Source organism: Pseudomonas sp. AC229 (genome assembly GCF_979254655.1).
The window spans coordinates 89,369-107,158 of the sequence record NZ_CEEDHK010000002.1 but is presented as its reverse complement, the minus strand read 5'-3'; the positions used below and the strand labels follow the sequence as shown (position 1 = coordinate 107,158).

Annotated in this window: 17 protein-coding genes; 10 read left to right on the top strand and 7 right to left on the bottom strand. The window is 61.0% G+C overall.

Features of this window, described 5'->3' with window-relative positions:
- Nucleotides 1-88 precede the first annotated feature (88 nt).
- Nucleotides 89-1,129 carry a ferrochelatase gene (gene hemH, locus AC0IW7_RS03125; protein WP_471815677.1) on the top strand — a complete coding sequence of 347 codons (1,041 nt, stop codon included), beginning with the start codon at nucleotides 89-91 and terminating at the stop codon, nucleotides 1,127-1,129.
- Between the two features lie 364 nt (nucleotides 1,130-1,493).
- Nucleotides 1,494-2,858 (top strand): spinster family MFS transporter, encoded by a 1,365-nt coding sequence (locus AC0IW7_RS03120; protein WP_471815676.1) that lies wholly within the window; start codon nucleotides 1,494-1,496, stop codon nucleotides 2,856-2,858.
- Between the two features lie 89 nt (nucleotides 2,859-2,947).
- Here the strand turns inward: AC0IW7_RS03120 and AC0IW7_RS03115 are convergent, their stop codons facing one another.
- The 7 genes from AC0IW7_RS03115 to AC0IW7_RS03085 all read right to left on the bottom strand — a co-directional run bounded on the left by AC0IW7_RS03115 (nucleotide 2,948) and on the right by AC0IW7_RS03085 (nucleotide 6,941).
- Nucleotides 2,948-3,538 carry a putative glycolipid-binding domain-containing protein gene (locus AC0IW7_RS03115; RefSeq protein ID WP_471815674.1) on the bottom strand — a complete coding sequence of 197 codons (591 nt, stop codon included), beginning with the start codon at nucleotides 3,536-3,538 and terminating at the stop codon, nucleotides 2,948-2,950.
- Nucleotides 3,539-3,696: 158 nt separating this feature from the next.
- Nucleotides 3,697-4,035 carry a HopJ type III effector protein gene (locus AC0IW7_RS03110; RefSeq protein ID WP_471815672.1) on the bottom strand — a complete coding sequence of 113 codons (339 nt, stop codon included), beginning with the start codon at nucleotides 4,033-4,035 and terminating at the stop codon, nucleotides 3,697-3,699.
- Nucleotides 4,035-4,325: a DUF1244 domain-containing protein gene (locus tag AC0IW7_RS03105; protein ID WP_122492816.1), complete on the bottom strand. Its 291-nt coding sequence runs from the start codon at nucleotides 4,323-4,325 to the stop codon at nucleotides 4,035-4,037. The genes AC0IW7_RS03110 and AC0IW7_RS03105 overlap by 1 nt, the downstream gene beginning before the upstream one ends.
- A 104-nt stretch (nucleotides 4,326-4,429) precedes the next feature.
- Nucleotides 4,430-4,801 carry a dihydroneopterin triphosphate 2'-epimerase gene (gene folX / locus AC0IW7_RS03100; protein WP_122452064.1) on the bottom strand — a complete coding sequence of 124 codons (372 nt, stop codon included), beginning with the start codon at nucleotides 4,799-4,801 and terminating at the stop codon, nucleotides 4,430-4,432.
- 27 nt (nucleotides 4,802-4,828) lie between these two features.
- Nucleotides 4,829-5,536 (bottom strand): dihydromonapterin reductase, encoded by a 708-nt coding sequence (gene folM / locus AC0IW7_RS03095; RefSeq protein WP_471815670.1) that lies wholly within the window; start codon nucleotides 5,534-5,536, stop codon nucleotides 4,829-4,831.
- Between the two features lie 73 nt (nucleotides 5,537-5,609).
- Nucleotides 5,610-6,185, bottom strand: a complete 576-nt coding sequence (locus tag AC0IW7_RS03090; RefSeq protein WP_471815668.1) for an antibiotic biosynthesis monooxygenase — start codon at nucleotides 6,183-6,185, stop codon at nucleotides 5,610-5,612.
- A 144-nt stretch (nucleotides 6,186-6,329) separates the two neighbouring features.
- On the bottom strand, nucleotides 6,330-6,941 hold the full coding sequence (locus AC0IW7_RS03085) for a hypothetical protein (protein WP_122492813.1): 612 nt from the start codon (nucleotides 6,939-6,941) through the stop codon (nucleotides 6,330-6,332).
- A 219-nt stretch (nucleotides 6,942-7,160) separates the two neighbouring features.
- On the opposite strand from AC0IW7_RS03085, the gene AC0IW7_RS03080 reads away from it, so the two are divergent.
- The 8 genes from AC0IW7_RS03080 (at nucleotide 7,161) to AC0IW7_RS03045 (ending at nucleotide 17,515) form a co-directional block, all read left to right on the top strand.
- Entirely contained in the window at nucleotides 7,161-7,613 is a 453-nt protein-coding gene (locus tag AC0IW7_RS03080) for a flavodoxin (RefSeq protein WP_471815667.1), read from the top strand.
- A 256-nt stretch (nucleotides 7,614-7,869) separates the two neighbouring features.
- Nucleotides 7,870-8,637, top strand: a complete 768-nt coding sequence (locus AC0IW7_RS03075; protein WP_463384643.1) for a class II aldolase/adducin family protein — start codon at nucleotides 7,870-7,872, stop codon at nucleotides 8,635-8,637.
- Entirely contained in the window at nucleotides 8,637-9,533 is an 897-nt protein-coding gene (locus AC0IW7_RS03070) for an alpha/beta fold hydrolase (protein ID WP_471815666.1), read from the top strand. Before AC0IW7_RS03075 ends, AC0IW7_RS03070 begins: the two co-directional genes overlap by 1 nt.
- Nucleotides 9,534-9,558: 25 nt before the next feature.
- Nucleotides 9,559-10,113 carry a hypothetical protein gene (locus AC0IW7_RS03065; RefSeq protein ID WP_471815665.1) on the top strand — a complete coding sequence of 185 codons (555 nt, stop codon included), beginning with the start codon at nucleotides 9,559-9,561 and terminating at the stop codon, nucleotides 10,111-10,113.
- A gap of 127 nt (nucleotides 10,114-10,240) precedes the next feature.
- The gene (locus AC0IW7_RS03060) at nucleotides 10,241-11,155 is read left to right on the top strand and encodes an SDR family oxidoreductase (RefSeq protein WP_471815664.1); all 915 of its coding nucleotides are present in this window, start codon (nucleotides 10,241-10,243) and stop codon (nucleotides 11,153-11,155) included.
- Nucleotides 11,156-11,513: 358 nt separating this feature from the next.
- On the top strand, nucleotides 11,514-13,295 hold the full coding sequence (locus AC0IW7_RS03055; protein ID WP_471815663.1) for a DUF1302 domain-containing protein: 1,782 nt from the start codon (nucleotides 11,514-11,516) through the stop codon (nucleotides 13,293-13,295).
- 37 nt (nucleotides 13,296-13,332) lie between these two features.
- A complete protein-coding gene (locus AC0IW7_RS03050; protein WP_463381858.1) occupies nucleotides 13,333-14,700 on the top strand; it encodes a DUF1329 domain-containing protein in 1,368 nt (455 codons plus the stop codon).
- Between the two features lie 211 nt (nucleotides 14,701-14,911).
- Nucleotides 14,912-17,515, top strand: a complete 2,604-nt coding sequence (locus tag AC0IW7_RS03045) for a LuxR C-terminal-related transcriptional regulator (protein ID WP_471815662.1) — start codon at nucleotides 14,912-14,914, stop codon at nucleotides 17,513-17,515.
- Nucleotides 17,516-17,790 lie beyond the last annotated feature (275 nt).

Genomic DNA, 17,790 nt, shown 5'->3' with positions numbered 1-17,790 from the left:
TAGCCATGACCGATTTTGCAATTTCATGTGTTTGCGCGATGCTGTGCGCCGTTTCTTCACAACCGCTCCGCTTTGCTAAGGAATATGCATGACCGATCACGCCTTGCTTCTGGTCAACCTTGGCTCACCGGCCTCGCCGCAGGTGGCCGATGTACGCAGCTACCTCAATCAATTTCTGATGGACCCGTACGTAATCGACCTGCCATGGCCGATTCGCCGACTGCTGGTGTCGCTCATTCTGATCAAGCGTCCGGAGGCTTCCGCTGAAGCCTACGGCTCGATTTGGTGGGAAGGCGGCTCGCCGCTGATTGTGCTGAGCCAGCGTCTGCAAGCAGCAATGAAAAACACCTGGAAACACGGCCCGGTCGAACTGGCCATGCGCTATGGCGAGCCCTCACTGGAAAACGTGCTGACGCGCCTGGCCAAGCAGGGCATCAAGAAAGTCACCTTGGCGCCGCTGTACCCGCAGTTTGCCGACAGCACCGTGACCACCGTGATCGAAGAAGCCAAGCGCGTGGTCAGTGAGCACAAGCTGGCATTGGAATTCGCCACGTTGCGACCCTTCTACGCCGAACCTATTTACATCGACGCCCTGGTGGCCAGCGCCAAGCCCTATCTGGAGCAAGGGTTCGACCACCTGCTGCTGAGCTTCCATGGTTTGCCGGAAAGCCATATCCGCAAACTGGTGCGCAACCCAAAACACGACTTGCGTGCGCCTGACAGCAAAGGCGTGAGCGACGAAATCATGGCGTTCTGTTATCGCAGCCAATGCCAGCGCAGCGCCGAAGCGTTTGCCGAGCGTGTTGGCCTGAAGCCGGGGCAATGGTCGGTGTCGTTTCAGTCGCGCCTGGGCGCCAACAAATGGATCGAACCGTACACCGAAGCGCGCCTGGACGAACTCGGCAAGCAGGGCGTGAAAAAGCTGCTGGTGATGTGCCCGGCGTTTGTTTCCGACTGCATCGAAACCCTTGAGGAAATTGGCATTCGCGGTGAAGAGCAGTTCAAGGAAGCCGGCGGCGAAGAATTGGTGCTGGTGCCGTGCGTCAACGACCACCCGCAATGGGTTGAAGCGCTGACGACGCTGTGTGAAAACGCGCCGGCGGGGCTGGGAAACCCGTTGAAATCGTAACAGCGCTTTGCCGTTTTGCTCGAAGCCCCGCTTGTGCGGGGCTTTTTTATGCCGATGGGAAAAAACGGGCGCTCACGCGGTGGGTCGTTCGGAATCACTGCGACAAGGGCGGCGACGGCGAGGCCAAGTCGCAGCCATGAAAGCCGTTTCCAAAGCACCCAAAAGTATGAGTTTTTCCGGCCGATTTGCCCGGTCAATCACCCCAAAGTACCAATGCCAGACGGCCTGACTGGCAGGTCATTCGCCAACGCCTTTACGCTGCATTCGCTAGGCTGATAACGACCAAAACCACCCTCTGTTGCGGCTACTCTGCGAGCACTTTCAACGGCCGCGCGTTGCACTGGCAGCGCCGAAGGAGACCATGGTGCATAACAACAATAATGCCGGCTATCCCTCCAGCCTCCGCGCTTGGGGCACCGTCACGATTCTGATGGTGGCGTACGTTCTATCGTTTATCGACCGGCAGATTCTCAACCTGCTGGTGGGCCCGATCCGTCGCGATCTGGAAATCAATGACACGCAAATGAGCCTGCTGATGGGCTTGTCGTTTGCGCTGTTCTACACCATCTGCGGCATTCCGCTGGGACGATTGGCCGACACCAAAAGTCGTCGCGGCCTGATCGCCATTGGCGTGTTGTTCTGGAGCGCAATGACCGCCGCCTGCGGCATGGCGCGTATGTATTGGCAGTTTCTGCTGTGCCGCATCGGCGTGGGCGTGGGCGAGGCAGCGTTGTCGCCGGCGGCGTATTCGCTGATTGCCGACAGCTTCCCTAGCGACCGTCGCGCCACCGCCATCAGCGTGTACTCGATGGGCGTTTACCTGGGCTCTGGACTGGCGTTTCTGCTCGGCGGCCTGGTTATCAAGTTCGCTTCGGCGCAAGGCGATGTGGTGTTGCCGGTGATCGGCGAAGTACGGCCGTGGCAGCTGATCTTCCTGCTGTTGGGCGCGGCCGGCGTGGTGTTCACCTTGTTGATGCTCGCCGTGCGTGAGCCGGCTCGTCGTGGTGTAGGCGCCGGCGTGGCCGTGCCGCTGGCCGAAGTAGGGCGCTACATCCGTGCCAACCGCACCACCGTGATCTGCCACAACTTCGGTTTCGCCGGTCTGGCCTTTGCCGGTTACGGCAGCGCCGCGTGGATTCCGACATTCTACATTCGCACCTACGGCTGGGATGCCGGCCATGTTGGCGTGGTGTACGGCAGCATCGTGGCGGTATTCGGTTGCCTGGGCATCGTCTTCGGCGGGCGCCTGGCGGACTGGATGAGCAAGCGCGGCCGCACCGATAGCAACATGCGCGTGGGCCTTATCGCTGCATTGGGCGCGTTGCCCTGCGTGCTCGCGTTCCCGCTGGCCAGCACCGGCAACATCGCCTCGATCATGATGGCGCCTGCGGTGTTCTTCCTCAGCATGCCCTTCGGCGTGGCCCCGGCGGCGATTCAAGACATCATGCCCAACTCCATGCGCGGCCAGGCGTCGGCGATTTATCTGTTCGTCATCACCTTGATCGGCCTGGGCGTGGGGCCAACGGCGGTGGCCTTGGTGACTGACTACGTGTTCGCTAACGACAACGACCTGAAGTATTCGCTGCTGATCGTCACCACCGTGGCGGTGCTGTTCTCGGTGGCGTTGTTGGCCAAAGGCCTGAAGCCGTATCGGGCGAGTGTTGAGCGCCTGAAAGGCTGGTCGGCGGAGTCGTCGGTAGAGGTGGCAGGCGTTCCGGCCAAGGCTTGATTGCTTGCTGGACCCATCGCGGCTAAGGCCGCTCCTACAGATCGCACAAATCCTGTAGGAGCGGCTTTAGCCGCGATGCTTTTTGCGCCTCAAACCCAGGTATTCAATTCCAGCGCCAGCTTCGACGTCAGCCGCAGGTATTGCTCGCTGGCTTTGTTAAGAAACACCTGGCCGTCCATGGTCAATTCACGGATCTGTTTGCCGGCTGTTTCGTAGCGGTAGAGCATTTGCTCGTCCTGTTGGCGCAAGCAGTGATAGCGCTGCAGGCGCGGTTGGACGGTGAAGGTGAGCATGTCGACAAAGGCCACTCGCACCTCTTCGCTTTGCCCCACCGCCAAGGCGCAGCGCTGCAAGATCGGCGTGTGGGTAAAGGGCGTGGTGGAGAGCATCACATGCTGGCAGTCGCTGAGGTCGTCGCGTGGTTCGCCGTTGAGCGTCCAGCCGCCATGAACGTCGCGCTCAAGGCTCAGGCTGCGCTGCCCGAGGTTGTCGACCTTCAGCCATAGCCGGCGAAAGCGCCAAGCTGCGTCAAAGGCCAGCACATAGGTGGCGGCGATGCTGTTGCCACGTACGCTCTGAATCAGGTGGCTGCTGGCATGAATGCCGCGTTCGTCCTGACGCAGGCGCAGGTTTTCCACGCCGGGGTTGAGCCAGGGTTTCCACACAAGGGTTTGTTGCATCGAGGTAGGCTGCATCCGTGCATATCCAGAAATGAACGGTGGGGCGCTGGCGTGCTGCCGCAGGGCACCGTCCATGGTGAACCGGCGGGCAGAATAGACGGATGTTTCTGTGATGTATGTAGGATTCTTGCTACAGCAGATGGATTTACTGCGACCCGTTAGGCCTTGCGCTTGAGCGGTTGCTGCTCGAAATTCACGCCGCCGAGGCCCGTGTCCATCAACGCGCGAATGTTGCCGTGGTCAGTGCCGGTCGGCGTCGCCAACACGCTGCGGTAATGCTCACCGAAAGCGCGCAGGGTTTCTTCCAGATTCAACCCCTCCAGCAAGGCCAGGCCGAGGGTTTTGCACGAGCCTTCGTTCTGGCCGCTGGCGTTGTTCTGGTTGCCGTTCACAAAGGCGCTGGGCTGGTAGTCGTAATGCTCGGCGATGAACGCCAGGGTGCTGGCGAACAGGTGCTGGTCGCTGCGCAAGGCGGCGCGAAAATCAGACAGTGACATTACTTGTGACCCTTGTTGAACGCCGCTTGCTGATCGCCGCTGGCTTCTTTCTGGTATTTACTTTTCCACTCGCTGTACGGCATGCCGTACACCTCTTCGCGCGCCTGATCGATGGTCACCGGCAAACCCACGTCGTCGGCGGCGGCCTTGTACCACTTCGACAGGCAGTTGCGGCAGAACCCGGCCAGGTTCATCAGCTCGATGTTCTGCACATCGGTGCGGTCGCGCAGGTGCTGAACCAATTGGCGAAAGGCGGCGGCTTCAAGTTCGATCTGTTCTTGCTCGGTCATGGCAACGTACTCCGAGAACGTGCGAAAGGGTGAAGGGCGGAACGGCGCGATGATAGAAGCGCCACGCCCGCACTTCAATGCGGGCGCGCGCAGAAACAGACGAGTTAACGGTGGCCGGCGAGCGTGATCGACACCGACTCGGCGAAGCGCAGGGCGTGCAATTTGTCGACCTCTACCTCGGCATAGCGCACTGCCGGGTGGGCCATGACCAAGTCGAGCAGTTCCTGGGTCAGGCGCTCCAGCAGGGCGAAGCGGTTGTTCTCCACGTGAGCGATGATCGCCTTGGTGATGGTGCGGTAATTCAGCGCGTGCTCAATGTCGTTGACCTGCACGGCGTCCACGGCAGGGTAAAGAATGGTCAGGTTGATCAGCACGTCCTGCTTGTTATCGATCTCTTCCTGCTTGATTCCAATGTAGGTGCGCAGGCGCAGGTCTTTGACCTTGATGCGCGCCATTCCAGGCTCCAGTCGCGGCATAGCGGTGTACTCCATCGAATCGGTTGCTCACTTCAGATGCCGGCCGCCGTTGACGCTCAGGGTGGTGCCGGTGACGTAGGGGTTGTCGAGCAGATAACGCAGGCTTTGATAGATGACCTGAGCGCCGGGTTCGATGCCCAGCGCCGATTTGGCCAGCGTCTTGGCGCGGTATTGAGCGTCGTCGCCGTCGTTAAACAGAATCAGCGCAGGGGCGATGCCGTTGACCTTGATCGCCGGCGCGTACTTGGCGGCGAACGACAACGTCAGGCTTTCCAGCCCCGCCTTGCTGGCGCAGTAGGCCAGGTGTTTGGCGCTGCCTTTGTGCGTCACGTCATCGCTGATGTGCACGATGTCGGCCGGGGTCGACTGGCGCAGCAAGTCGGCACAATGCAGGTTGATCAGATACGGCGCGAGCATATGCACGCTGAACATCTGCTGAAAGATCGCCGCTTCATCGCCGGGCGTTTCCGCCAGCCATTGCGAGGCGTTGTGCACGATGGCACGCAGGCTTGAGGTGTGTTTTTTCAGCTCGGCGACAAACGCGATAATGCCAGCTTCGCTGGAAAAATCCGCCTCAATGGCCACCGCCCCACGCTCGCGCAAGCGCTGCACGCTGGGGCGTTCCTGGCGGTAGGTGATGATCAGTGGATGGCCGTCGTCCAGCAGGCGTTCGGCGCAATGCAGGCCGACGCGTTGGCCGGCACCGGTCAGCAGAATGGGGGCAGAAACAGACATGGGCGACTCGTTGGCAGACAGGCCCGGCAACGGTAACCCAGTCTGCCTTCCGGCACAAAACGCGGCGCGGTGCTTACTTCGCGCCGCTGGCCAAACCCTGCGCGGTAACGGCCGGCAGCGCCTTGCGTTTGTGCAGCCACGGCGCCAGTAGGCGGGTGGATAGCGGAATGAACCAGTAAGTCATGAGCGGCGTAAGCGCCAAGGTGCTGAGCAGAATGCGCACTGCCAGGGGAAGCTCGCTCAAAACCCCGCCAAAAATCAGATTAAACCCCAGCGACACCGGAAAAAACGCCAGCCAGATCGCCACGCTTTGCTTCCAGCGAGGGACGTTTCGACTCGCGCTGCCAAACCAGGCGTCGATGCCCTGAACGCGGTGCTCCAACGGCTGTGCGAACAGCCCTTGACCACGTTGCAGCCAGGCGCGGCGTGAGGCGGAGTGTTCCCAGCTGGCGAGCAGGTCGGCGTCGGCGAAGCGGAATACGATTTGGAATTCGTCATCGTCGGGCGGCGGGGCAAGCACGCCAGAGCCCAGATAACCGGGGAAGTCGGTGGCCAGTTGTTCACCTTCACGCAGCCACAGCATGAAGTCTTGGTAGCGCTCGCGCGGCACGCGGCGGGCCACCATCAGGGTGACGGGGGAAGCAGACATTATGTATCTCCTCAAAACCGTGCCGCCGCTTGGGTAAAGCCTTGGCAAAAAAGCGCCCCAGGGTGGCGGGGCGTTATGGCGCGAAGAATAGTGGGTTTGCCGGGTGATTTGCCAGCAAAGATGCGGACTAGAGCGGGCAGCTCGTCAGATGGCAGGTGCCTTGGCGACCGGGTTGAGCAGGCGATGCTGTTGATAGATGTACTGGCGCAGCCGCTCGCTGTGCTCGGTTTTGCGCCCGCTCAGGCGGTACGCCACCAGCCGCTGATTGCTGCGCCGCGCCAGAATGCCCTGCAAACGAAGCGGTTCAGCGCCGGCTTGCGGCAGCCACAACGTAAAGCTGTTCGGCACCGTTTGATGACGAACTTCCATCAGCAAACCGGTGGTGGAAAGGCTGTGCAGCCACATGCCGCTTGGGTTGCCCTGTTCATCGACCAGCTCGACAGCCGGTTCGATATTCAGGCGCCACGGCCGCTCGGATGGGCCCTGCTCAATCACCTGCGGTGCGCCGATTTCCAGGCTCATGCTGTGGAATTCGTCTTCCACCAGTTGCAGCGGAAAGGTCACGCGCTCGCCGTTGAAATGGGCTTCGATGGTCAATTGGTCGCTGGCCGCCAGGCGGGTGAGCAGGTCTTTGGTCTGCGTGCCGCCATCCACGCGCAAACTTGGGGTTTGCATCGGGCCGTTCGGGCGAGCAGCGCCTTGCAGGTCCTGTAGAAACTCCAGTTCCTCGCGCGTAAGAATTCGGGGGTCTTGCATGGCAGATGCTCCAGTACTACACGAAGGGCAATCAGATGGGCCAGATGCGTCGGTGGTGGGACAACGCCGTATAGGCTTTATTAGTGAAAGCGTCAGGCTTTCCGACAAACGGCGCGCAGGCGTCTGTTACGCAGTCTTTTACCGACGTTCGAGACCGATCGCGACACGGCTCAGGCATAATGTCCGGCGTTTTTTTTAGCCTGCTAACGGAGCGAATAAATGAAAGTTGCGATCTTGTCCGGCTCGGTGTTTGGCACCGCTGAAGAAGTGGCCCGCCACGCTGAAACGTTGCTCAAGGCCGCTGGCTTCGAAACCTGGCACAACCCGCGCGCCACGCTGGATGACCTCAAAGCCTTTGCCCCTGACGCCTTTCTGGGCGTGACATCCACCACCGGCATGGGCGAGCTGCCCGACAACCTGCAACCGCTGTACTACGCCATTCGAGACGAACTGCCGAACTGGCGCGGCCTGCCGGGAGCCGTGATTGCCCTGGGCGACGCCAGCTATGGCGACACCTTCTGTGGCGGCGGTGAGCAAGTGCGTGAGCTGTTCGCCGAGCTGGGCCTTCGCGAAGTGCAAGAGATGCTGCGCCTGGATGCCAGCGAGAGCGTGACGCCGGAGACGGATGCCGAGCCGTGGTTGGCGGGGTTTGTTGAAGCGCTGAAAAGCTGAAAACCCTCTCCCCAGCCCTCTCCCGCAAGCGGGCAGAGGGGGCAGACCGAGCTATTTGCCTAAACCTCGATTAACCCCCCTCTGCCCGCTCGCGGGAGAGGGGCTGGGGGAGAGGGCGTGCTGTTCCTCATTCACCCCTGACCCACAAGGCCACTAAGCTGGCTGCCAGAGCGACTACCGCCCCCGCCATCCCTCGCTAGACTCACCGGCACTGAAAACAAAAACAACCGAGGTGACCGCCGTGACCGCTGCGCAAATCAAATCCGTACCGAACGTCAAAGACCAGGTGTCCGCTGCCGAGTGGCAGGCCCGTGTTGACCTCGCGGCCTGCTACCGCTTAATCGCCCTGCACGGTTGGGACGACCTGATCTTCACCCACATCTCGGCCAAGGTGCCGGGCACGGAAGAATTCCTCATCAACCCGTTCGGCCTCATGTTCCATGAGATCACCGCCTCCAGCCTGGTAAAGGTTGACCTCGACGGCGTGAAGAAAATGGACAGCCCTTACGAAATCAACCCGGCCGGCTACACCATCCACAGCGCCGTGCACGAAGTACGTCACGACGTCGGCTGCGTGATCCACACCCACACCGCCGCCGGCATTGCCGTGTCGGCGCAGAAGCAAGGGTTGCTGCCGCTGTCGCAGCAGTCGTTGTTCGTGCTGTCGAGCCTGTCGTATCACGGCTACGAAGGCGTGGCGCTGAACCATGAAGAGAAAGCACGGCTGCAAGCCGACCTGGGCGACAGCAACTTTATGATCCTGCCGAACCACGGCCTGATGACCTGCTCATCCAGCATCGCCGACGCCTTCCTGATGATGTTCACCCTGCAGCGCGCCTGCGAAGTGCAAGTGATGGCGCAAAGCGGCGGCGCCGAGTTGATCCACATTCCCCAGCAGATTCTCGACGGCGCCAAAGCCATGGTGCAGGGCGTAATGAAAACCTCCCAAGGCATGGGCGGCTCGCTGGCGTGGCCGGCGCTGTTGCGCAAGCTGGATCAACAAAACCCGGGCTACAGCGCGTGATGACGCCGGCCCTCGCCGGCATTCCCCTGCGCGACTGGCGCGCGCAGGCGAAGAGCCTGACCTTTGAGGGTCACAAAATTGCCTATTGGACGGCAGGGCGCGGCGAGACGTTGCTGTTGATCCACGGTTTCCCCACTGCCAGCTGGGACTGGCATTACCTGTGGAACACCTTGGCGCAGCGCTATCAGGTGATCGCCTGCGACATGCTCGGCTTTGGCGATTCGGCCAAGCCCCGAGGCCACGATTACCGATTGGTGCAACAGGCCGATATCCAACAGGCGCTGCTGCGCCAGTTGAACATCGACGCGCCGGTGCATGTGCTGGCCCACGACTACGGCGACAGCGTTGCGCAGGAGCTGGTGGCGCGGCACCACGAAGGGCGAATTCGCCTGGCCTCGTGCGTGTTCCTTAACGGCGGCTTGTTCCCGGAAACCCATCGCCCGGTGCTGGTGCAAAAGCTGCTGTTGAGCCCGCTCGGGCCGCTGATCGGCCGGATGTTTGGTCGGCAGAAGTTGGCGGAAAGTTTCGCCAAGGTCTTCGGGCCCAACACCCAGCCCAGCGAGCAGGAACTAGACGACTTCTACAGCCTGATCGCCCACAACAACGGCCCGGCGGTGATGCATCGTTTGATTCATTACATTCCCGAGCGCCGGCAACAGCGCGACCGTTGGGTGGCGGCGATGCAGAAGGGCGGTTTGCCGCTGCGGGTAATCGATGGCGCCGTGGACCCAATCTCCGGCGCCCACATGGTGGCGCGCTACCGCGAGCTGATCCCGCAACCGGACACCGTGCTGCTGGAAGGCATCGGCCATTACCCGCAAACCGAGGCGCCTGCTCAAGTGTTGCAGCATTACCAAGCATTTCGCGCCGCCCTCGCTGGAGCTGCGGTAGCCTAGCCGCTGACTTTTAGCGGGAGGCGATATGCGCACGGCAGCGATGTTCACGGCGACACTTCTATTGGGCGGCTGCGCAGGCAGCGCGCCCACTGAGCAGGCGCCGCTGTTTCAAGGCTGGTATGCCCAGCAGCCGCTGGGTAATCCACAGTTCGCGCCGGGGCTTTGGCCGCTGTTGGCCAGTCGCGCCAATTTTCCGGTAAACGACGCGCCGGCCACCGCCGGCCTGGTTCAATTGCACATCGACGCCGACCAACAGCTCACCGTGCGCCTGCATCGGGAAGGGCGCTGCGTCGGGCAACTCAGCATTGCCGGTCACCTTGACGGCACCCAATACCAGTTCTCCGACAGCGACTTCAACGGCATTCCGGTTATCGCCTGGGGCCATAACGCGCGTGACGTAACGCTCGCACTGAGCGCCCCCGAGCAACTGGCCGCTACGGTGCACACCAGCAGTTTCGGCATGTTCCTGATCATTGCCGGCGGCGCGCCAGACCGCGATGTCACCTATCGCTACACCCGCGTGGAGACGCCCGCCGTCGTCTCGCCGACGTGTCCGGCACCGGCGCCGGGGCGGCAGTGAGCGGCGCGAATCATGCCCTACCGTTATTGCGCGCCATTCAGCCCCGGCCGCTTTTCTTGTGGCCGCCGCCGCGCTCCGCGACACTCGGCGCCATCGCATGTTCTGCTATCTGCCACAGGAGTTTGATATGAGCGAGTCCGTTCGTTTTGAAGACAAGGTTGTGATCGTCACCGGCGCTGGCGGTGGTATTGGCCGCGCGCACGCCCTGGCATTTGCCAAAGCCGGCGCCAAAGTGGTGGTCAACGACCTGGGCGGCAGCACCCACGGTGAAGGCGCCAACGCTTCGGCGGCAGACCGCGTAGTGGCTGAAATCGTTGAAGCCGGCGGCACTGCCGTGGCCAACCACGACTCGGTAACCGACGGCGAGAAGATCGTGCAGAACGCCCTCGACGCCTTCGGCCGCATCGACGTTGTGGTCAACAACGCCGGCATCCTGCGTGACAAAACCTTCCACAAAATGGAAGACGCCGACTGGGACCTGGTTTACCAAGTGCACGTGGCCGGCGCCTATAAGGTCACCCGCGCGGCGTGGCCGCACATGCGTGAGCAGAACTACGGTCGCGTGATTTTCACCTCGTCCACCTCGGGCATTTACGGCAACTTCGGCCAGTCCAATTACGGCATGGCCAAGCTCGGCCTGTACGGCCTGACCCGCACGCTGGCCATTGAAGGCCGCAAGAACAACATCTTCGTCAACGCCATTGCCCCAACCGGCGGCACGCGCATGACCGAAGGGCTGATTCCCCAGCAAGTGTTCGAGCAACTGAAGCCTGAACTGGTAAGCCCGTTGGTGGTGTACCTGGGCAGCGAAAACTGCCAAGACACTGCCGGCCTCTACGAAGTAGGTGGCGGCTGGATCGGTAAAGTGCGTTGGGAGCGCAGCAACGGCGCGGGCTTTGATCCGAAAGTCGGCTTTACCGCTGACGACGTTGCCGCCCACTGGAAAGAAATCGGCGACTTCGAAGGCGCCAGCCATCCCGAAGACAGCCTGCAAGCCTTGCAAGCGATGATGGCGAATCTGCAGAAACACGCCGGCAAGTAATCACTGCTCGCTAAAAAAGCCGGCCCCTTTAAGAGAGGCCGGTTTTTTTTTGCCCAAATTTCACACCTGTAGGAGCGGCTTCAGCCGCGATGCGCTTGAGCCAAAAGCATCGCGGCTAAAGCCGCTCCTACAGGGTCTGTGGCGAAGGCAAAGTTTTGCGCTGGTTTTCTTACAAACTGCAAAAGTTCCCGCCTCGCCGAATGCCCCTCCATTCATTCCAGTGTTGGTGCCCTGTGATGACCGCATGGTGCGGGCATTCATCCTTTTGGGCGACACGAAGAATCAAACCTTCGTGCGCTTATCCGCGTGTCATCCGCTGAGTACGGTGCACCACAGTTTCACCAACTAGGAGAGCCGCATGACAACAACAAAAAGGCCCGGACTGTTCCAGCCAAAGACTCTGGCAATCGCGATCGCATTGGGCACCTGCGCCCAGGCTCACGCGGTGAATTTCAATATTGGGGAGATCGAGGGGCAGTTCGACTCTTCGCTGTCGCTTGGTGCTAGCTGGTCTACTGCCAAAGCAAACCAGGACTACATCGGTAGCGCTAACGGCGGCAACGCTTTCACTCAGACCAACGACGATGGCCGACTGAATTTCAGAAGAGACAAAACGTTCTCGAAAATTTTCAAAGGCATCCATGACCTTGAGCTGAAGTACGGCGACACCGGTGTCTTCCTGCGCGGTAAATACTGGTACGACTTCGAGCTTAAAGATGAAAGCCGTGAGCTGATGGACATCGACGATGACCACGCCAAGATGGGCGCGCGCTCGTCGGGCTATCAGCTGCTTGATGCGTTCGTCTACCACAACTACGCCATTGCCGATCAGCCAGGCAGTGCACGTTTGGGTAAGCAGGTGGTGAGCTGGGGTGAAAGTACGTTCATCCAGAACGGCATCAACTCGATCAACCCGGTCGACGTTTCCGCCTTCCGCCGTCCAGGCGCCGAAGTGAAGGAGGGTCTGATTCCGGTCAACATGTTCTACCTCTCGCAGAGCATTACCGAGAACCTATCCGCCGATGCGTTCTACCAGATCGAGTGGGACCAGACCGTTGTGGACAATTGCGGCACCTTCTTCTCCAGCACGGACGTGTTGCAGGAAGGCTGCGATAACAACTACCGCATTCTGGATGGCGCTACGGTTGCCAACCTGAACAACAACCCGGCGCTGCGAAATGCATTGGCCGGCGCTGGTGTTGATCTGAACTCGCAGGGTGTAGCGATGCGCCGCCTCGGCGACCGCGACCCAAGCGACTCGGGCCAGTGGGGTGCAGCATTGCGTTGGCAAGGCGATGAGACGGAATACGGTGCGTACTTTATGAACTACCACGCACGTACGCCGTACTTGGGAATTCAAAACGCCAATTTCGCCGATATTGGTCGAGCATTTAGTACTTTTGGTGGCGCGCTAGCGCAGCCCATCTTGCTGGGTACAGGTAAGTACTATTTTGAATATCCAGAAGACATTCGCCTCTATGGGCTGAGCTTCTCCACCACGCTGCCTACTGGTACCGCCTGGTCCGGGGAAATCAGCTATCGGCCGAACATGCCGTTGCAGATCAACACCAACGATATGACTCCACTGGCTGCAACCAGTGTTGCCGGAGCCATTCCGAGGGGCCCAGCTGCCGTCGCGGCGCAAGCCAACGTCGACCACCGTGGCTACAACCGCAAAGAAGTTACCCAGATCCAAACCACGTTCACACACTTTTTTGACCAGGTAATGGGCGCAGATCGGGTAACGGTAGTGGGTGAGATCGGCGCGAACTCTATCGGTGGTCTCGAGCACATCGATGATCTGCGTTATGGCCGCGACTCCACTTTCGGTAACCAAATTCAAGGCGGCGACCACGGCTACTACACCAACACCTCCTGGGGCTACCGCGCTCGTGCCATCTGGGATTACAGCGATGTGTTCGCCGGTGTGAACCTCAAGCCGAACCTGTCGTGGTCGCACGATGTCGATGGTTATGGCCCGAACTTCAACGAAGGCGCCAAGGCCGCGAGCATTGGTCTGGATGCCGAGTACCGCAACACCTACACCGCGGGTATTTCGTACACCAACTTCTTCGGCGGCGATTACAACGTACTCACCGACCGTGACTTCCTGGCCCTCAGCGTTGGCGTGAACTTCTAAGAATTGCTTGCGGAAATAACAGAGGACTACAAGAACAATGAAAACAACGAAAAATCTGTTGGGTGCCCTGGCTCTTTCGCTGCTTGCCAGCAGCGTGTTGGCTGCCGTACCGGCCGCCGACGTGGCCAAGCTCGGCACCACGCTCACCCCGCTGGGCGGTGAGAAAGCGGGTAATGCCGATGGCAGCATTCCGGAGTGGAACGGCGGTCTGGCGAAGAACGCCGCGTCGGTAAACAGCGGTGGTTTCGTCAGCGATCCGTTTGCCGGCGAAAAGCCCTTGTTCGTGATTACCGCCGCCAACGCCGACCAGTACAAAGCCAAGCTCTCGGCTGGCCAACTGGCGATGTTCAAGCGCTATCCCGACACTTACAAAATGCCGGTTTACCCGACTCACCGCACCACCGCCGTGCCGGAAGAAATCAACAAAGCAGCCAAGATCAGCGCCGAAAAAACGGTGTTGCTCGAAGGCGGTAACGGCCTGAAAAACTTCACCGACAGCCGCTACTACGCGTTCCCGATTCCGCAGAACGGCCTGGAAGTGATCTGGAACCACATCACCCGTTATCGCGGTGGCAACCTGCGCCGCAACATCGTGCAGGCCACGCCGCAAACCAACGGCAGCTACACCTTGGTGCACTTCACCGACGAGGTGTCGTTCCCGGCGGGTATGCCTGGCCTGGATCCGGCCAAAGCGGAAAACGCCCTGTTGTTCTTCAAGCAGCAAGTCACCGAACCCGCGCGTCTGGCCGGTAACGTGCTGCTGGTACACGACTCCCTCGACCAGGTTGCCGAGCCGCGCATGGCGTGGATCTACAACGCCGGTCAGCGTCGCGTGCGTCGTGCACCGCAGGTTTCGTATGACGGCCCAGGCACCGCCTCGGACGGTCTGCGTACCTCGGACAACTTCGACATGTTCAACGGTGCACCCGACCGTTACGACTGGAAGTTGATCGGCAAGAAAGAAATGTACATCCCGTACAACAACTTCAAGCTGCAATCGCCGGACGTGAAATACGCCGACATCCTCAAAGCTGGCCACACCAATTCCGACCTGGCCCGCTACGAGTTGCACCGCGTATGGGAAGTGGAAGCGACCCTGAAAAGCGGCGAGCGCAACATCTATGGCAAACGTAAGTTCTACGTCGACGAAGACTCCTGGCAGATCGCCGCTTCGGAAATGTATGACGGCCGTGGCCAACTGTGGCGCGTAGGCGAAGCGTTCCTGTACCAGCAGTTCGTGGCGCAGGCCCCGGGTTATGCCTTCGAAGCGCTCTACGACATCATCGCTGGCCGTTACCTGGCCATCGGCATGATGAACGAAGAGAAACACTCGGTTGAATACGGCATCAAAACCTCGGCCACCGACTACACCCCGGCAGCCTTGCGTAACGCTGGCGTTCGTTAAGCTTCGAAACAATTTGGACGTAGGTTAGGCCTAGCGCCGCGAAGCCCAACGAGCGTCCATCACACAGCTTAATGAGCACTGCTCAGGTGTATGAATAAGGCGGCCCGCGGGTCGCCTTTTTCTTATTTGGCCGCCCGTTACGAGCTAAGCGTGGTTAAGATCGGGCCTTGTTTCACCTTGAATAAAAACAAAAAAAGCAGAGGCATCGACCATGCATAACGTCCACCCGATTGGACCTCGTCCCCTGCGTTTATCCGACAGTCCGCTGCCGCGTTTGCCGGCGGCTCATTTTCCCCGTCCGCGTCTGGTGCAGGCGCTGCTGGCCGGCGACAGCCGCCTGGCGCTGATTTGCGCACCGGCCGGTTTTGGTAAAAGCGTGTTGCTCAACGAATGCGTGCGCCAGGCGCCGGTCGGCACCCAAGTGGTGTGGCTAGACCTGCTCGGCCGCGCCCTCACGCCCATCGAACTGCTTGCCCGCCTGGCCAAAGCGCTGGGCCGCGCGGTGGAGGAGGGCGACACCTACGACGAACTGTGCAGCCTGCTAAGCCGCATCGAGCAACCGCTGTGGATCGTGCTCGACGACTACCCGCGCGAAGCCTGCGCCGAGCTGGATGACTGCCTCGACCGTCTGCTTGAACAGGCCCCGCACACGTTGCGTTGGTGGATCGGCGGGCGCCGGCGCCCAGCCTGGAACCTGCCGCGCCTGATGCTGCAGGGTGACTTGCTGGAACTGGACGCCTCGGCGCTGGCCCTGGAAGAACCCGAACTAAACGGTTTGCTGGAGCAACACCATCTGGATCTGCCCGCCGAACTGCGCGCGCAATTGCTACACAACAGCGAAGGCTGGGTGGCCGGCGCCTGCCTGCTGCTGATCAAAGGCACCGCCGAGAATCTGCCCGAACGCTTGGCGTCCGGTACGCCGTTGCTGCACGAATACATCGTGCGCGAAGTGCTGTCCGGGCTGTCGCCGACCTTGCTGCGGGCCTTGTCGGTGCTTGCCCACATGCCGCGTTTTTCCGCCGCGCTGTGCGAGCACGTACTGGATGAAAACGGCGCGCAGCTGTTTGAAGAACTGCATGCTCGGCAGATGTTTTTTCTGGGCATGGACAGCTGCGGCGAATGGTTCCGCCTGTCGCGCCCGCTGGCGGCAGTGCTCAAGCGTCAAAGCTCGGCACCCGCTCCCACGCAGGCCCACGTGCGCGCCTGCCAATGGTTTGCCAGCCACGGCGACGTGCGTGCGGCCGTCGAGCACGCGCTGTTTGCCAATCAGCCCGACGTGGCGGCCAACTACTTGCAGCGCTTCGGCCAAGAACAATTGCTGGTCGGTCAAAGTGTCGCGCAATTTCTGCAATGGCGACACGAACTGCCCGCCAGCTTGTACTCCAGCACACCCCGGCTGATTACCCTGCAAGCCTGGGCGCTGTTGATTTGCGCGCGCCTGGATGAAGTGGACGATTGCCTTAAAGACCTGGGCCGCTTTTTCCCGCAACCCACGGCCCGGCAACAGCAACAACTGTTCGCCCATTACCAAGCCATTCAAGGCGTGCTGCAACGCCAGCGCGGCCAGCGCAGCGCCCGCGAGCATTCGTTGCAGGCGCTGGAGGTGTTGGCGGACGAAGCCTGGTCGCAGCGCGCGCTGTGCTATCAGGCGCTCGCCCAGCAGGCGTTCGCCGAGCACATGCTCGATGAGGCCTATGAGTACATCCAGGAAGGATTAAAGCTGGCGCGCTTGAACGGCAGCGTGTTGTTCGAAGCGCTGCTAAGCGTCGACCGCGTGCACCAACTGACCATCATGGGCGACACCCAAGCGGCACTGGAGCTGGCCGACCTGTGCCTGCAACACCTGCAAGCGGCGGGGCGCCAGGGTCCGGTGATGGGGCGCCTGTTGCTGCTGCGCGCTAGCCTGTTCGCCAGCCAAGGTCAAACCGAGGCCGCTCACGCGGCGTATAACGCCGGCTTGCAGGCCGCTGAAGCCTGCGAAGACGCCTACGTTATTTTTGGCTACCACGGCCTCGCCGAATTGGCGGCCCAAGCCAACGACTTCACCCTGGCGTTCCAACTGCTGCGCAAGGCCGAGCGGCTGATGCAATGGCAGCACGTGCCGGAAGTGCGCTATCGCGGCGTGCTGCAACTGGCCCAAGGCGCGCTGTGGTTGCGCCAGGGCGAAGCACAGCGGGCGCGCGCCGTGTTGCAAACCACGCTGGACGGCTACCTCGAACGCGACCTGCTGGCACCGTCGGGTTTCTACGATTTGCTCCCGCGCTTGCGCTACCAATTGGCCCTGGCTGACCTGCAACTGGGCGAATTGCGCCCGGCATTGGAGGCGCTGCAAGCCCTGAGTGACGACTGCGAGCGCGGCGGTTACCGCAGCCTGCTCAACCGCTGCCGATTCAGCCTGGTGCAGGCGCTGTTGGCGAATGGCCTGGAAAAACCGGCCGAGGCCATGTTGCGGCTGGCCCTGGAAACGGCGCAGCAGCAGGGCGTGAGTCCCGACCTGCAGGCGCTGCACGCGCAATTTGGCCCCTGGCTGGAAAACGTGCTGCCGCAGTTGGCGGAGCCATTGGAACTGCGGCTGTTGCTGAGTCAGGCGGGGGCGGGCGCCGAGGCGGCGGCGGAAACATCGCCGCTGAGCGCGCGCGAAAAAATGGTCTTGGAACAGATTGCCCAAGGCTATTCCAACCTGCAGATCGCCGATCGGCTGCACATTTCGCTGCACACCGTGAAAACCCACGCGCGGCGCATCAACGTCAAGTTGGGCGTCGAGCGGCGCACGCAAGCCGTCGCCAGGGCCAAGGCGTTGGGCTGGCTGGTGTAAACAACCCCGCTGCCGATTGCCGGCCAGACCAAAACCATCGCGGCTAAAGCCGCTCCCACAGAACGCGAAATTTGTAGGAGCGGCTTCAGCCGCGATTGCGGCACCCGCTAGATCAAGAACATTGCGGCTTCAGCCGCGATTTCCTGCAAACCCCGCCTGGCGTCTGGCCTGCCCATCCGCGACATCTGACATTTTTTTCACACCCCCTGCCGTACGGTGTTCGCCCTACGTTCCGCTACGCATTGTTTCTTTCCAGCGGATGTCCGGGTTTTTGG

Bases quoted from the DNA above. Each gene is read 5' to 3' on its own strand.
- hemH (WP_471815677.1), top strand. From the start codon at position 89: ATGACCGATCACGCCTTGCTTCTGGTCAACCTTGGCTCACCGGCCTCG.
- AC0IW7_RS03090 (WP_471815668.1), bottom strand. From the start codon at position 6,185: ATGTCTGCTTCCCCCGTCACCCTGATGGTGGCCCGCCGCGTGCCGCGC.
- AC0IW7_RS03110 (WP_471815672.1), bottom strand. From the start codon at position 4,035: ATGTCACTGTCTGATTTTCGCGCCGCCTTGCGCAGCGACCAGCACCTG.
- AC0IW7_RS03105 (WP_122492816.1), bottom strand. From the start codon at position 4,325: ATGACCGAGCAAGAACAGATCGAACTTGAAGCCGCCGCCTTTCGCCAA.
- AC0IW7_RS03060 (WP_471815664.1), top strand. From the start codon at position 10,241: ATGAGCGAGTCCGTTCGTTTTGAAGACAAGGTTGTGATCGTCACCGGC.
- AC0IW7_RS03045 (WP_471815662.1), top strand. From the start codon at position 14,912: ATGCATAACGTCCACCCGATTGGACCTCGTCCCCTGCGTTTATCCGAC.
- AC0IW7_RS03070 (WP_471815666.1), top strand. From the start codon at position 8,637: ATGACGCCGGCCCTCGCCGGCATTCCCCTGCGCGACTGGCGCGCGCAG.
- AC0IW7_RS03085 (WP_122492813.1), bottom strand. From the start codon at position 6,941: ATGCAAGACCCCCGAATTCTTACGCGCGAGGAACTGGAGTTTCTACAG.
- AC0IW7_RS03065 (WP_471815665.1), top strand. From the start codon at position 9,559: ATGCGCACGGCAGCGATGTTCACGGCGACACTTCTATTGGGCGGCTGC.
- AC0IW7_RS03050 (WP_463381858.1), top strand. From the start codon at position 13,333: ATGAAAACAACGAAAAATCTGTTGGGTGCCCTGGCTCTTTCGCTGCTT.
- AC0IW7_RS03080 (WP_471815667.1), top strand. From the start codon at position 7,161: ATGAAAGTTGCGATCTTGTCCGGCTCGGTGTTTGGCACCGCTGAAGAA.
- AC0IW7_RS03055 (WP_471815663.1), top strand. From the start codon at position 11,514: ATGACAACAACAAAAAGGCCCGGACTGTTCCAGCCAAAGACTCTGGCA.
- folX (WP_122452064.1), bottom strand. From the start codon at position 4,801: ATGCCGCGACTGGAGCCTGGAATGGCGCGCATCAAGGTCAAAGACCTG.
- folM (WP_471815670.1), bottom strand. From the start codon at position 5,536: ATGTCTGTTTCTGCCCCCATTCTGCTGACCGGTGCCGGCCAACGCGTC.
- AC0IW7_RS03115 (WP_471815674.1), bottom strand. From the start codon at position 3,538: ATGCAACAAACCCTTGTGTGGAAACCCTGGCTCAACCCCGGCGTGGAA.